Origin of the sequence: Marinovum sp., from assembly GCF_048263515.1 — a bacterium.
GTDB lineage: Bacteria > Pseudomonadota > Alphaproteobacteria > Rhodobacterales > Rhodobacteraceae > Marinovum.
This window is the reverse complement of the sequence record NZ_JBLXEC010000010.1, coordinates 49,505-62,551: the sequence shown is the minus strand read 5'-3', so window position 1 is coordinate 62,551 and position 13,047 is coordinate 49,505. Positions and strand designations below refer to the sequence as shown.

At 66.9% G+C, this 13,047-nt stretch carries 13 protein-coding genes; 9 read left to right on the top strand and 4 right to left on the bottom strand.

The genetic code is table 11. The annotated features are described in order from the left end of the window. Window positions 1-14 precede the first annotated feature (14 nt). Entirely contained in the window at window positions 15-377 is a 363-nt protein-coding gene (locus ACN0SE_RS11245) for a PRC-barrel domain-containing protein (protein ID WP_417524617.1), read from the bottom strand. Between the two features lie 162 nt (window positions 378-539). On the opposite strand from ACN0SE_RS11245, the gene ACN0SE_RS11240 reads away from it, so the two are divergent. The 3 genes from ACN0SE_RS11240 to ACN0SE_RS11230 all read left to right on the top strand — a co-directional run bounded on the left by ACN0SE_RS11240 (window position 540) and on the right by ACN0SE_RS11230 (window position 3,671). After that, window positions 540-1,112: a peroxidase-related enzyme gene (locus tag ACN0SE_RS11240; protein WP_417524616.1), complete on the top strand. Its 573-nt coding sequence runs from the start codon at window positions 540-542 to the stop codon at window positions 1,110-1,112. Next, window positions 1,109-2,038 carry an OmpA family protein gene (locus ACN0SE_RS11235; protein WP_417524615.1) on the top strand — a complete coding sequence of 310 codons (930 nt, stop codon included), beginning with the start codon at window positions 1,109-1,111 and terminating at the stop codon, window positions 2,036-2,038. The genes ACN0SE_RS11240 and ACN0SE_RS11235 overlap by 4 nt, the downstream gene beginning before the upstream one ends. 214 nt (window positions 2,039-2,252) lie before the next feature. Beyond that, window positions 2,253-3,671: a pyridoxal phosphate-dependent decarboxylase family protein gene (locus tag ACN0SE_RS11230; RefSeq protein ID WP_417524614.1), complete on the top strand. Its 1,419-nt coding sequence runs from the start codon at window positions 2,253-2,255 to the stop codon at window positions 3,669-3,671. A gap of 147 nt (window positions 3,672-3,818) precedes the next feature. Here ACN0SE_RS11230 and ACN0SE_RS11225 read toward each other — a convergent pair whose 3' ends face one another. Further along, entirely contained in the window at window positions 3,819-4,238 is a 420-nt protein-coding gene (locus ACN0SE_RS11225; protein ID WP_417524613.1) for a VOC family protein, read from the bottom strand. A 118-nt stretch (window positions 4,239-4,356) separates the two neighbouring features. Between ACN0SE_RS11225 and ACN0SE_RS11220 the strand changes: the two genes are divergently transcribed. The 3 genes from ACN0SE_RS11220 (at window position 4,357) to ACN0SE_RS11210 (ending at window position 7,290) form a co-directional block, all read left to right on the top strand. Beyond that, on the top strand, window positions 4,357-5,814 hold the full coding sequence (locus ACN0SE_RS11220; protein ID WP_417524680.1) for an AMP nucleosidase: 1,458 nt from the start codon (window positions 4,357-4,359) through the stop codon (window positions 5,812-5,814). A 131-nt stretch (window positions 5,815-5,945) separates the two neighbouring features. After that, window positions 5,946-6,236 carry an HU family DNA-binding protein gene (locus ACN0SE_RS11215; protein ID WP_417524612.1) on the top strand — a complete coding sequence of 97 codons (291 nt, stop codon included), beginning with the start codon at window positions 5,946-5,948 and terminating at the stop codon, window positions 6,234-6,236. Between the two features lie 136 nt (window positions 6,237-6,372). Then, on the top strand, window positions 6,373-7,290 hold the full coding sequence (locus ACN0SE_RS11210; RefSeq protein ID WP_417524611.1) for a cation diffusion facilitator family transporter: 918 nt from the start codon (window positions 6,373-6,375) through the stop codon (window positions 7,288-7,290). A gap of 403 nt (window positions 7,291-7,693) precedes the next feature. On the opposite strand, the gene ACN0SE_RS11205 is transcribed toward ACN0SE_RS11210, so the two are convergent. Continuing rightward, window positions 7,694-8,611: a DMT family transporter gene (locus tag ACN0SE_RS11205; protein WP_417524610.1), complete on the bottom strand. Its 918-nt coding sequence runs from the start codon at window positions 8,609-8,611 to the stop codon at window positions 7,694-7,696. A gap of 169 nt (window positions 8,612-8,780) precedes the next feature. Here ACN0SE_RS11205 and ACN0SE_RS11200 point away from each other — a divergent pair, with 169 nt between their 5' ends. The 3 genes from ACN0SE_RS11200 (at window position 8,781) to ACN0SE_RS11190 (ending at window position 12,466) form a co-directional block, all read left to right on the top strand. Then, window positions 8,781-10,943 (top strand): esterase-like activity of phytase family protein, encoded by a 2,163-nt coding sequence (locus ACN0SE_RS11200; RefSeq protein WP_417524609.1) that lies wholly within the window; start codon window positions 8,781-8,783, stop codon window positions 10,941-10,943. A gap of 360 nt (window positions 10,944-11,303) precedes the next feature. Continuing rightward, the gene (locus ACN0SE_RS11195) at window positions 11,304-12,059 is read left to right on the top strand and encodes a class II aldolase and adducin N-terminal domain-containing protein (RefSeq protein WP_417524608.1); all 756 of its coding nucleotides are present in this window, start codon (window positions 11,304-11,306) and stop codon (window positions 12,057-12,059) included. Then, window positions 12,056-12,466, top strand: coding sequence for a DUF1810 domain-containing protein (locus tag ACN0SE_RS11190; RefSeq protein ID WP_417524607.1), 411 nt, complete (start codon window positions 12,056-12,058; stop codon window positions 12,464-12,466). Before ACN0SE_RS11195 ends, ACN0SE_RS11190 begins: the two co-directional genes overlap by 4 nt. Before the next feature lie 6 nt (window positions 12,467-12,472). Here ACN0SE_RS11190 and ACN0SE_RS11185 read toward each other — a convergent pair whose 3' ends face one another. Further along, window positions 12,473-12,952, bottom strand: a complete 480-nt coding sequence (locus ACN0SE_RS11185) for a transglycosylase SLT domain-containing protein (protein ID WP_417524606.1) — start codon at window positions 12,950-12,952, stop codon at window positions 12,473-12,475. Window positions 12,953-13,047 lie beyond the last annotated feature (95 nt).

The following is a 13,047-nucleotide window of genomic DNA, read 5'->3' as shown; positions in this document are numbered from 1 at the left end:
TGGTCGATCGCGCGTCACATCCAGTAGAACGGCGCGTCGTAGTGTTCGTGCATGCGCTGTTCCCAGTCGCGGTCGCGGTGCCAGTCGTCGCGGCGCTCGGGCGCGCCCTGCACTTCGGCTTCGGTCAGGTCGGTGACAAAACCGTCACGGCTGACGTCGTAGTTCAGCTTGCCCCAGGGCACCGGGTGGTGATCCTCGCCAAGGCCGAGGAACCCGCCAAAGCCCATGACGGCATAGGCGACCTTGCCCGATTGCTTGTCGATCATCAGGTGGTCGATGGTGCCGATATGGGTGCCATCGCGGCCATAGACGGCGGTGCCGTTGACATCTGACGACGACACCAGATTGCTGCTTCCAGTGGTACTCATGACATTCATAACAAGTCCTCCATACGGTGGACCAGTGAAACCATCGGGCCTGTCAGGATGTTCCTGGCCCGCCAGCGCGAGGGGCGGAAACCCGCGCAGGGCTGCTGGCAGTTGAATGCCCCGGCGTTTTGCGATTTGCTCGGGCCTGCACTCAACCTCGGAGCTCCGCCCATGCGCGCCAAAGACCAGCCCACCGCGCTCGACCTGCCGATGGTCGATCCGCTGCCGCCCGAGACGGCCAAATACTTTGACGTCTGCCAGGACAAGCTGGGGATGATCCCCAATGTCCTGCGCGCCTATGCCTTCGACATCGACAAGCTCAACGCCTTTACCGCGATGTACAACGACCTGATGCTGGCCGGCAGCGGGCTCAGCAAGCTCGAGCGCGAGATGATCGCCGTCGTGGTCTCGTCGATCAACAAGTGCTTCTACTGCCTGACCGCCCATGGCGCCGCCGTGCGCCAGCTGTCCGGCGATCCGGCGCTGGGCGAGATGATGGTGATGAACTGGCGCGCCGCCGATCTCGACGCCCGCCAGACCGCGATGCTGGGCTTTGCCGAAAAGGTCACCAAGACCAGCGCCGAGGTCACCGAGGCCGACCGGCAGGCGCTGCGCGACGTGGGCTTTTCCGACCGCGACATCTTTGACATCGCCTCGGTCACCGGGTTCTTCAACATGTCGAACCGGGTGGCCAGTGCCATCGACATGCGGCCCAACCCCGAATACCACGCGTCCGCGCGGTGAGCCTGCGGGCGCTGCTGCTGCTGGCCTGCTGCGCGGCCGGCTCGGCCCACGCGCAAGAGGCGCAGGATCTGGCGCTGCCCGCCGGCGCGGCGCTGACCTTCGAGGAGCGCAGCGATCCGGGCTCCTACGCGCTGCCCACCGGCGCCTTTGTCGAGGGTCGGCTGCCGGTCGAGGTGATCGAGGGCGCGGTGCTGCGGCAATCCTGGCGCGTGCCGGGCGACATCCGCACCACGTTGCAACTGCTCGGCCCGCTGCGCACGCAGATCGCCGCCTCGGGCTACGAGATCCTCTTCGACTGCAAGACCCGGCAATGCGGCGGCTTCGACTTCCGCTTCGCGACCGAGGTGCTGCCGGGCCCCGGCATGTATGTCGACCTGACCGATTTCCGCTTTCTCGCCGCCCGCGACGACGAGGGTGGCGCGATCTCGGTGCTGGTCTCGCGCAGTGCTGCCGCCGGGTTCGTCCAGATCATCCGGGTGGGCGCCGCCGCCGACGAGGTCCTGAGCGCCGCGCCGGGGCCGGTGGCCGAGATCCAGCCGCGCACCACCGGGCCGGTGGCCGATCAGCTCGAAACCCTGGGCCGGGTGGTGCTGACCGACCTGTCCTTCGAGACCGGCTCTGCCAACCTGGGCGAGGGCAGCTTCGACAGCCTGTCGGCGCTTGCGCGTTACCTCGCGGCCTTTCCCGACCGTCGGATCGCGCTGGTGGGCCACACCGATTCGGTGGGCACGCTGGAGAACAACATCGCCCTGTCGCGCCGCCGCGCCACGTCCGTGCGCGACCGGCTGGTGGCGGACTACGGCGTCAACGCGGGCCAGCTCGAGGCCGGCGGCATGGGCTACCTCTCGCCACTCGCCAGCAACCTGACGCCGGAGGGCCGCGAAGCCAACAGGCGGGTCGAGGCGGTGCTGGTCTCGACCGAGTGACCGGAGATCTGCCGCCACGTCAGTGCCGACCGCGCCCCTTTGCATAGGTTGCCCAAAGCGCTTTCACGGGGCAATTTATTTCCTCATTCCCCGTTAAAAACGTTACCAAGTGTGCGCCATATCAACCTATCCGGCGAGGCACCCGCGTTAGGTTTTGCTGGTCTGAAGGGGCCATTCCCCTGATTCACGAGGGACGCGAGACTTGGACATGAGGATGACACAGCTTTCCACGGGCCTGACCGTCGAAGAGCGGGCGGCGCTTGCCACGGCCTATTCGGCCGCCCTGGCCTATCGCTCCAACGTCTCGCACCACCCGGCCCGCCCGAGCGTCGGCCTCGATGAGGCCGTGGCCCGGTTCCGGCTGCCGCTGAGCGACCATGGCGAGCAGGCGCCGCAGGTGATCACCGAGATCACCGCAGCCGCCGAGGGCGCGCTGCATGCCATGACGGCGCCGGGGTTCTTCGGCTACGTGCTTGGCGGCTCCCACCCGGTGGGGGTGGCGGCGGATGCCCTGGTGTCGGCCTGGGGCCAGAACGCCGGCTCCTCGACCGAGACACCGGCGATCACCGGCATGGAGCGCACGCTCTGCGACTGGCTGGTCGAGCTCTTCGGCCTGCCGGAGGGTACCGGCGCCGGGCTGGTCACCGGCGCCAGCGCGGCGAATTTCTCGGCGGTGCTGGCGGCGCGGCATGCGCTGCTGGCGGCGCAGGGATGGGATGTAGAACAGGACGGGCTGATCGGCGCGCCGGCGATCCCGGTGCTGATCGGCGCCGACGCGCATTCGGCGGTAACCGCGGCGCTGCGCTATTCCGGGCTGGGCGCCGGGCGGGCGCAGAGGGTGGCAACCGATGAGCAGGGCCGCATCGACCCCGCGGATTTCGCCGACAAGCTGGCGCGCTGCGAGGCGCCGCCGCTGGTCATCCTTCAGGCCGGTCAGATCAACACCGGCGCCTTTGACCCCTTCGAGGCGCTGATTTCGCAGGTCCACGACCGCGGCGGCTGGGTGCATGTCGACGGCGCCTTCGGCCTTTGGGCGACGGCAGTGCCCGAGCTGGCGCATCTCTGCGCCGGCGTGGCGCGGGCCGACAGCTGGGCGGTGGACCTGCACAAGGGGCTGAGCGCGCCTTTCGACGCCGGCGTGGTGCTGGTGCGCGACCGCGCCATGCTGGTGGCGGCGATGTCGGCGCGGGGCGCCTATCTGCCGGCACAGAACGCCGAATGGGAGCCCTCGGACAGCACGCCGGAACTCTCGCGCCGGGCGCGCGGCGTGCCGAGCTATGCCATCCTGCGGCACCTGGGCCGCTCCGGCGTCGCCGAGCTGATCCTGCGGCATCATCGGCTGGCAAGGCGGATCGCCACGGCGGTGGCGGCGGAACCGGGGCTGACGGTGCTCAACGACGTGGTATTCAACCAGGTCGCGATCTGCTGCGGCGACGGGCCCGAGGGCGACCGGCTGACCGAGGCGGTGCTGAAACAGGTGCAGGCGCAGGCCCGGGTCTATCCCTCGCACGGTGCCTGGCGCGGTCGGCAGATCATCCGCGTCTCGGTGTCGGGCTATGCCACCCGGGCGGAACATGCCGACCTTGTGGCAGAGGAGATCATCTCGGCCTGGCGCGGGGTGCGAGAGGGCTGAAAGGTCTGGGGGGCGGCTCTCTCTCGAGTGTACCGTCCAGCCCTCGAGGCCGACCGCCCCGGACCTGATCCGGGGCCTCCCGAGGGACGCCGGGCATGAGGTCCCGGATCAGGTCCGGGACGGCGGTGCGAGGAATTCCTCGCAGGGTCACTTCGGCCGAGAGGCCACCCAGCAATAGCCGTCGGGATCGAGGATGAAGACCTCTCGCAGCCCGTGCGGCTTGTCGGCCGGTGGGGCCAGCACCATGCCGCTGGCGGGCTCGGCGCGACGGGCCGCATCATCGGGATCGCTGTCATACAGCCTGATCTCGACGCCCAGCCCCCGCGGCGGGCTTTCCGGCAGCATCGTCTGCAGCGGGTGACCAGCATAGGTGCCGTCGGCATGCAGCTGAAAGACCTGAGCGCCGTAGACCATGATGGCGAAATCACCCGACAGCCGGTGCGCTTTCATTTCGAAGACCGTCTCGAGAAACGCGGCCGTGCGGCGCACGTCGCGCACAAGGAAGTTGATCCCCAGCCCGCGCAGCCCGGCGCCGAAGTCCTCGGCAGAGACGCTGTCGTAATCCATGACGCCACGCTCCTTGTTGCGCGGCCATGGTTGAAGTCCCCCGCGGCCTAAGTCAATGTCAGCGCCAACAAGGGCAAAGGATGGACCGGGCATGGCAGGCAGCGACAGAAACAGGGCGATGCAGACGCCGGAGCTTCCGCGCGAGGCGTTCTTTACCGATGCCGACAAGGCGGTTGACCAGCTCTGCCTGCTCTACGAGAAATCCACCGCCTTTCTTGCAGATGCCTTTCGCAAGGCGATGGTCGAGGGCCAGCCCGCCACCCGGTTTCGCGCCTATTACCCCGAGATCCGCATCACCACGACCAGCTTTGCCCATGTCGACAGCCGGCTGAGCTTTGGCCATGTCTCGGCGCCCGGCACCCATGCCACCACCGTGACCCAGCCGCGGCTGTTCCGGCGCTATCTCAAGCAGCAGATCCGCCTGCTGATGGAGAACCACGGCGTGCCGGTCTCGGTCGGGGTGTCGGACACGCCGATCCCGGTGCATTTCGCCGTCGCCGCCCAGACCGATGTGACCGTGCCGCAGGAGGGCGCGGCAGAGTTCATCCTGCGCGATGTCTTTGACGTGCCCGACCTCAGCACCACCAACGACGATATCGTCAACGGAACCCATGTGCCCGGCCCCGACGGCCCGGCGCCGCTGGCGCCCTTCACCGCGCAGCGCATCGATTATTCGCTGGCGCGGCTGTCGCATTACACCGCCACCGATCCGAGCCATTTCCAGAACTTCGTTCTGTTCACCAACTACCAGTTCTACGTCAGCGAGTTCGAGGCCTATGCCCGGGCCATGCTGGCCGATCCCGACAGCGGCTACACCAGCTTTGTCTCGACCGGCAATGTCGAGATCACCGCCGCCGATCAGGAAATCCCGCCGACGCTGAAGCAGCCGCAGATGCCGACCTATCACCTCAAGCGGCCGGGCGATGCCGGGATCACCCTGGTCAACATCGGCGTCGGCCCGTCGAACGCCAAGACCGCCACCGACCACATCGCCGTGCTGCGGCCACATGCCTGGCTGATGGTGGGCCATTGCGCCGGGCTGCGAAACACCCAGGCGTTGGGCGATTTCGTGCTGGCGCATGCCTATCTGCGCGAGGACCGGGTACTGGACGACGATCTGCCGGTCTGGGTGCCGATCCCGGCGCTGGCCGAGATCCAGATCGCGCTCGAGGAAGCGGTGGCCGAGGAGACCCAGCTCAAGGGCTATGACCTCAAGCGGATCATGCGGACCGGCACCGTGGCCAGCGTCGACAATCGCAACTGGGAGCTGCGCGACCAGGAGGGCCCAGTGCAGCGGCTCAGCCAGTCGCGTGCCGTGGCGCTCGACATGGAGAGCGCGACGATTGCCGCCAACGGCTTTCGCTTCCGGGTGCCCTACGGCACGCTGCTCTGCGTTTCCGACAAGCCGCTGCACGGTGAATTGAAGCTGCCCGGCATGGCCAGCGCCTTCTATCAGACCCAGGTCGCGCGCCATCTGCGCATCGGAATCCGGGCGATGGAACGGCTGCGAGAAATGCCGCTGGAGCGGATCCACAGCCGGAAATTGCGCGCATTTGACGAAACTGCCTTCCTGTGACGTCGGGTAAAGCGGCCCAAGCCTATATTTTTAAGGCCCGAGGCGCCACTAATCGTTGTGTCCTCCCGCAACATGACGTTTAATGTGACCGATGAGGCCCAAGTGCTGGGCAGACTGAAGGAGACCAGAAAATGGCAAAACCGTTGACCAAGACCCAGCTCGTTGCGGCTCTGGCAGAAGAACTCGACACCGACAAGAAAGCCGCCACCGCGGCGCTTGACGCGGTGTGCAACATCATTACGCGCGAAGTCGCTGGCGGCGGCGCGGTGACCCTGCCGGGCGTCGGCAAGTTCTATCTGAAAGAGCGCCCCGCGCGGATGGTGCGCAACCCCGCCACCGGCGAGCAGTTCCAGAAAGAGGCGGACAAGGTCGTCAAGGTGACCATCGCCAAGGCTCTGAAAGACAGCGCCAACGACGAGTGATCCCTTGGGGCGCGGGATGCGCCCTCGGCAGAGATCGTCATGGCCGGCACCCTCCGAGGGTGTCGGCCATTTTCGTCTTGACCTTCCCGTGCTGGACTTAGCTCCTGTGGCAGGAACGTTTCACGGGGAGGCATCCATGCCGCATGATCACCACGGCCACGCGCATCTCGATCCGCAGTCCGGCGACCGCCGGGTAGCCATCGCGATCTGGGCCAATGCGGCGCTGACCGTGGCGCAGATCCTCGGCGGCATCTTCTCCGGCAGCCTCGCGCTGATTGCCGATGCGCTGCACAACCTGTCGGACATGGCCTCGCTGGTCATCGCTTTCGTCGCGCGCAAGATCGCCCGGCGGCCGGCGGATGCGCGCATGACCTTCGGCTATGGCCGGATCGAGGTGGTGGCGGCGCTGATCAACTATACCACGCTGATCCTCGTGGGGGTCTACCTGATCTACGAAGGCGGCCTGCGGCTGATCGAACCGCCGGCGGTGGCGGGCTGGACCGTGGTGATCCTGGGCGCTGTGGCGCTGGTGATCGACGCGCTGACCGCGGCGCTCACCTGGTCGATGCAGAAGGACAGCGTCAACATCCGCGCGCTGTTTCTGCACAACCTGTCCGATGCGCTGGCCTCGGTGGCGGTGATCATCGGCGGCACGCTGATCCTGCTCTATGACCTGCGCTGGGTCGATCCGGCGATCACCATCGGCATCGCGCTCTACATCCTCTATCTCGCCCTGACCGAGATCGGCGGCCCGATCCGCACCCTGATGCTGGGCAGCCCGCCCGAGATCGACAATGCCGAGGTGATCGCCACCCTGCGCGCCACGGATGGGGTCGAGGATGTGCACCATGTGCATCTCTGGCAGATGCAGGAGAACGAGGCGGCGCTCGATTGCCACGTGGTGCTGACGCCCGAGGGCTGGACCCGGGTCGAGGAGATCAAGGCCGAGATCAAGGCGCGGCTGGCCGAGCGCTTTGACATCGGCCATTCCAGCCTGGAGTTCGAGCACGAGGCGCGCTGTCCGAAAGATGCCGAGCTTTACGGTCACGGCTGAGGGGGGGGCGCCCAGGACCAGATGCGGGGCCTCATGGAGCAAGACCTCAGGCTGCAACTGAAACGTCATGCTGCAGACATCACCTGCGCCGAACCAACCCCGAAACCACGTCGAGCCCAATCCCCCAGGCGCGGAATCAAGGCCGCAGGCCGCCGCGCCATCGCCGACCCGCCCCCCGGGGCGGCGATTTGGCTGAGCTGGGCGCTTCGCTCGGGCCTTCTCCGGATTTGGCTGGGATAAAGCGCTGCCGATCTGCCGTCGGATCGCCACCCCGCGGGTCGGCGATGGCGCGGCTTTCGCTGAGGCCCAGACGAAGAGCGATACCCGCCCCGGACTTGATCCGGGGCCTCTCCTCAAGGGTCGAAGAGGTCCCGGATCAAGTCCGGGACGCGCGCGCCTGGCATCAGCCCATGTGCCCCATCTTCGAGCGGGCCTTGCCGCGCTCGAGCCCGAGCTGGCGCTCGCGGTAGATGATCAGCACACCCGCCGCGATCACCACCAGCGAGCCCCAGATCGTCGCCGACGTCGGCACCTCGGCAAAAAGCACATAGCCCGCCGCGATGGCAAACAGCATCTGGGTGTAATCGAAGGGCGCCAGCACCGAGGCCGGGGCAAAGCGATAGGCCGAGGTCACCAGGATCTGCGCCACCCCGCCGATCACCCCGGCGCCGATCAGCATGGCAGTCTCGGTCGGGCTGGGCAGGGTCCAGCCAAACGGCAGGGTCAGCAGCGAAAACGCCGAAGCCGTGAGCATGAAGTAGAACACCACCGCCGCCGCATCCTCGGTCTGCACCAGCCGCCGGATATGCACCTGCGCCAGCGACCGCAACCCGGCCGACATCAGCGCGATGATCGCGCCGATGGTGGCCACCCGGTCCGCCGTGCCGTCGAAGTTGAGCTGCGGCCAGAGGATGATCGTCACGCCGACCAGCCCGATGGTCACCGCGCTCAGCCGGAACAGCCGCACCTTCTCGCCCAGCAGCACCGCTGCCAGGATCACCGTGATCAGCGGCGCGGCAAAGCCGATCGCCGTCACCTCGGGCAGCGGCAGCATCCCCAGGGCGGCAAAGCCCAGCCCCATCGAGGACACCCCGATCACCCCGCGCCAGACATGGCCCATGACATTGGCAGTGCGCAGCCCGGTCTTGAGCTCGCGCCGCGCGATCAGCCAGACCAGAATCACCGGGATCGAAAACGCCGAGCGAAAGAACACCGCTTCGCCAGGCGGCACCACATCCGACGTCGCCTTGATGAGGACGGCCATGATGGTGAAAAGGGCGAGTGCAGAGGTTTTGAGCGCGATGCCGCGGCTGAGTTGCATGGCGGCAGTTAGCCTCCACAATCGAGGAAGGTCAATACATGTGACGTGGCTGTCTGGCGGCTATGCGCCGGCTGCGTGACCCATGTCACCAAGGTGTCGCCCGCCCGTCATGCCAGCGTTACATCCCCGGCGCAGGAGAGCCCGACAGCTTCACCAAAGGAGACGCCTCATGGGCTTTCGCACCATCTGCCTGACCTCCGTCCTTGCGCTGACCGCCGGGTCGGCCATGGCAGAGATGAACTTCAACCGCATCGCCTCTTTCCCGGTGATTGCCAACATGGCCGAGGGCGAGGACACCAGCCGCGAAAGCTCGCCCGAGATCATCGACGTCACCGAAGACGGCATGACGCTGGTCTATACCGACAGCCCGCTCGAGGTAATCGGGCTGATCGACATCACCGAACCTGCCGCACCACGCCTGCTGGGCAATATCCCGGTCGGCGGCGAGCCCACCTCGGTGGCGGTGATCGGCACCACCGCCTATGTCGGCGTGAATACCTCGGAAAGCTACACCGCGCCTTCGGGCCTGCTGCGCGCCATCGACACCGCCAGCGGCAAGGACCTGGCGACCTGCGATCTCGGCGGCCAGCCCGACAGCATCGCCAAGGCGCAGGACGGCTCCTTCATCGCCGTGGCGATCGAGAACGAGCGTGACGAAGACCTGAACGGCGGCGTGATCCCGCAACTGCCCGCCGGCACCCTGGCGCTGGTCGATGTCACCGAGGGCGGCCTCGATTGCGCCTCGATGCGCAATGTCGACCTGACCGGCCTGGCCGAGATCGCCGGCAGCGACCCCGAGCCGGAATATGTCTCGATCAATGCCGCAGGCGAGATCGTGGTGACGCTGCAGGAAAACAACCACATCGTCGTGGTGTCGCGTGTGGGCGAGATCCTGAACCACTTCTCCGCCGGCGCGGTCGACCTCGACGGCATCGACGCCACCGACGAACGCGGCGCGCTGATCTTCACCGAGAGCCAGAAAGCCCGCAAACGCGAACCCGACGCGGTGGCCTGGATCGACGCCGACCACTTTGCCACCGCCAATGAAGGCGATTACGAAGGCGGCTCGCGCGGCTGGACGATCTTTCACAAGGACGGCAGCGTGGTCTATGACAGCGGCACCTCCTTCGAGCAGGCAATCATCCAGATCGGCCACTACCCGGACAAACGCTCGGACGCCAAGGGCGTCGAGCCCGAGTCGGTGACCTTCGGCACCTTCGACGGCACGCCCTATGTCTTCGTCGGCGCCGAGCGCGCCTCGGTCGTGGGGGTCTACGACGTGACCGACCCGGCGGCCCCGGTGCTCAGGCAGTTGCTGCCCTCCGGCGTCGGGCCCGAAGGCTATGTGGTGATCCCAGAGCGCAACCTGCTGATCTCGGCCAATGAAAGCGACCTGATCGAGGATGGCGGCGCGCGGGCGCATGTGATGCTGTTCGAATACCAGGACGCCCCGGCGCGCTATCCGCATCTGACTTCGGAAGGGCTCGCGCCGCTCACCGGCTGGGGCGCGATCTCCGGCATGGTGGCAGGCGAAGGCAAGACGATCTACGCCGTCAACGACAGCTTCTACGGCTACCAGCCGACGATCTACACCATCGACGCCGCCCAGACCCCGGCGCGCATCACCGCGGCGATGCAGGTCACCCGCGCTGGGCGCGTGGCGCAGAAGCTCGACCTCGAAGGCATCACCCTGGATGGCGAAGGCGGCTTCTGGCTGGCCTCTGAAGGGCGCAGCGACCGGCTGATCCCGCATGCGCTCTACCACGTGAACGCCGCGGGCGAGATCACCGAGGAGATCGGCCTGCCGCCGGAACTGCTGGCGGTAGAGAAACGCTTCGGGTTCGAAGGCATCACCAAGGTCGGCGACACCCTCTGGATGGCGGTACAGCGCGAATGGGCGGATGATCCGGCGCATCACGTCAAACTGGTGGCCTACAACACCCAGACAGGAGACTGGGGCGCGGTGCATTACGAAAAGGCGGCGCCGGCCACCGGCTGGGTCGGCCTGTCCGAGATCACGGCCCATGGTGACCACGTCTACGTCGTCGAGCGCGACAACCAGCATGACCACCGCGCGGTGACCAAGAAGATCTATCGCGTCGCCCTGTCCGAGATGCAGCCGGCGCCGCTGGGCGGGCCGCTGCCGGTGGTGACCAAGCAGGAGGTGCGCGACCTGATCCCCGACCTGACATCGACCGGCGGCTACGTGCTCGACAAGGTCGAAGGCCTGGCGATCACCGAAGACGGCGAGATCTTCGTCTCGACCGACAACGACGGCGTCGACGACCATTCCGGCGAGACCATGTTCTTCTCGATCGGCGGGGCAATGTAAGCCGTAACCATAGTACGTGACAGGCAGCGGGAGGGTCCAGGCCCTCCCGTTGGCATTTGGGGGCTCTGCCCCCCGGCCTTTGGCCGCCCCCCGAGGGTATTTGTGAACAGAAGAAGCCGGATCAGATCCAGCCCCCGACAGATCGCTCTGACCGGGGGCCTTCTCCTGTTGCGGTCATCGGCGCCTCCGCCTGTACCGCAGCTCGAGTAAAGCCGATTAACCTTAATGATCCGTTACTTCTTCTGTTCGAAAATACCCTCGGGGGGGCCCGCAGGGCGGGGGCAGAGCCCCCATCGCCGGCGGGGCTTGGCGCGGCGCTGGAAGGCTGGCACTCTGGCCGCTTCCAGAAGGAGCCCCGTCATGTCCACGCCGCCGCGCCGCCCCAACATGAACCACTGGCCCGAGCGGGTCGACCTTGCCGCGGCCTTTCGCTGGACCGCCCGGCTGAACATGCACGAGGCGGTGGCCAATCACTTCAGCCTGGCGGTAAATGACGCCGGCACCCGGTTCCTGATGAATCCCAACCAGATGCATTTCGCCCGCATCCGGGCCAGCGACATGATCGAGGTGGATGTCACCGACCGCGAGGCGCTGACTGGCCCCGACGCGCCCGATCCGACCGCCTGGGGGCTGCATGGCGGCATGCACCGGCTGTGCCCGCAGGCCCGCTGTGTCATGCATGTGCACTCGATCTTTGCCACCGTTCTGGCCAGCCTCGCTGACAGCCGCTTGCCGCCGATCGACCAGAACTGCGCCACTTTCTTCAACCGCTACGTCATCGACGAGGGTTATGGCGGTCTGGCGTTCGAGGACGAGGGCGCGCGCTGTACCGGGCTGTTCACAGAACCCAGGCAGAAGGTGATGATCATGGGCAACCACGGCGTGCTGGTGATCGGCGCCACGGTCGCCGAGACCTTCAACCGGATGTATTACTTCGAGCGCGCCGCCGAGACCTATATCCGCGCCTTGCAGACCGGGCAGAAGCTGCGGGTGTTGTCGGACGAAGTGGCCGAGAAGGTGGCGCAGGAGATCGAGGACTACCCCGAGCAGGACACCCGGCATTTCGCAGAGCTGAAGGCGTTGCTCGATGCCGAGGGATCGGATTACGCGGCATGAGTCTGGGGCGGTTTGTCGAGGCACAGGAGGGGGTCTGGCCGCAGGCATTGGCCGAGCTGCAGGCCGGGCGCAAGCAGAGCCACTGGATGTGGTTCATCTTTCCGCAGCTGGCTTCGCTGGGCCGGTCGGCGATGGCGCAGCACTACGGCATCGCCGATCTGGCCGAGGCGCGGGCTTATGCCCGCCATCCGGTGCTGGGGCCAAGGCTGCGAGAGGCCGGGGCGGCGGTGCTCGGCCATCCTGAGCGCAGTGCCGAGGACATCATGGGCGGGATCGATGCGCTCAAGTTGCGGTCCTGCGCCACGCTGTTCGAGCGGGCCGATCCCGAGAGCGACATATTTTCCCGGCTGATCGAGACCTTCTACGGCGGCGCCCGCTGCCCGCTGACGCTGACCGAGACCGGCTGAGCCGCGTCAGCCTGGCCGCAGCCCGGTTTCCACCAGCATGCCGCGGCGCTTGGCCTCGTAGTAATACCCGCGGGCATACCATTTGATCGCGGTCTTCTCGTTGCCGTTGGACAGCAGCCAGGCGCCGCGCAGGTATTTGCCGGCGTATTTCAGGTTGGTGTCGGCATCGAGCAGGTCAGAGGGCTTGCCGCGAAAGCCCATGGTGCGGGCGGTCTGCGGCAGGATTTGCAGCAGCCCCCAGTAAGGCCCGTTGCGGGCGCCGGGGCGGTGGGTGCTCTCGCGGATCGCCAGCCGGTGCAGCAGCGAGCGCGGCAGTTCGTAGTGATCGGCCCATTTGTTGATCAACCGGCGCAGTTCCGGCGTCTCGTTGGGGTGCAGCGGCGGGTTGTAGGCCCGGGGCTGCGGTTCCGGGGCCGGCTGGCGGGCGCAGCCCGCGACAGCGGCTATAGCGCCAAGGAGAAGCGTGCGGCGGCAGATATAGGGCATCAAGACGACTCGGTCTGTGGCAGGTGGCGCGAGACTAGCGATGGCGGGGCGGGCGCGCATCCTCTGCTCGAAAGCTGCGCGGAGGGCCGCCGAAG

What these genes read in the sequence shown, in the direction of transcription:
- ACN0SE_RS11245 (WP_417524617.1), bottom strand. Translation starts at nt 377, where the DNA reads ATGAATGTCATGAGTACCACTGGAAGCAGCAATCTGGTGTCGTCGTCA.
- ACN0SE_RS11240 (WP_417524616.1), top strand. Translation starts at nt 540, where the DNA reads ATGCGCGCCAAAGACCAGCCCACCGCGCTCGACCTGCCGATGGTCGAT.
- ACN0SE_RS11230 (WP_417524614.1), top strand. Translation starts at nt 2,253, where the DNA reads ATGACACAGCTTTCCACGGGCCTGACCGTCGAAGAGCGGGCGGCGCTT.
- ACN0SE_RS11225 (WP_417524613.1), bottom strand. Translation starts at nt 4,238, where the DNA reads ATGGATTACGACAGCGTCTCTGCCGAGGACTTCGGCGCCGGGCTGCGC.
- ACN0SE_RS11220 (WP_417524680.1), top strand. Translation starts at nt 4,357, where the DNA reads ATGCAGACGCCGGAGCTTCCGCGCGAGGCGTTCTTTACCGATGCCGAC.
- ACN0SE_RS11215 (WP_417524612.1), top strand. Translation starts at nt 5,946, where the DNA reads ATGGCAAAACCGTTGACCAAGACCCAGCTCGTTGCGGCTCTGGCAGAA.
- ACN0SE_RS11210 (WP_417524611.1), top strand. Translation starts at nt 6,373, where the DNA reads ATGCCGCATGATCACCACGGCCACGCGCATCTCGATCCGCAGTCCGGC.
- ACN0SE_RS11205 (WP_417524610.1), bottom strand. Translation starts at nt 8,611, where the DNA reads ATGCAACTCAGCCGCGGCATCGCGCTCAAAACCTCTGCACTCGCCCTT.
- ACN0SE_RS11200 (WP_417524609.1), top strand. Translation starts at nt 8,781, where the DNA reads ATGGGCTTTCGCACCATCTGCCTGACCTCCGTCCTTGCGCTGACCGCC.
- ACN0SE_RS11195 (WP_417524608.1), top strand. Translation starts at nt 11,304, where the DNA reads ATGTCCACGCCGCCGCGCCGCCCCAACATGAACCACTGGCCCGAGCGG.
- ACN0SE_RS11190 (WP_417524607.1), top strand. Translation starts at nt 12,056, where the DNA reads ATGAGTCTGGGGCGGTTTGTCGAGGCACAGGAGGGGGTCTGGCCGCAG.
- ACN0SE_RS11185 (WP_417524606.1), bottom strand. Translation starts at nt 12,952, where the DNA reads ATGCCCTATATCTGCCGCCGCACGCTTCTCCTTGGCGCTATAGCCGCT.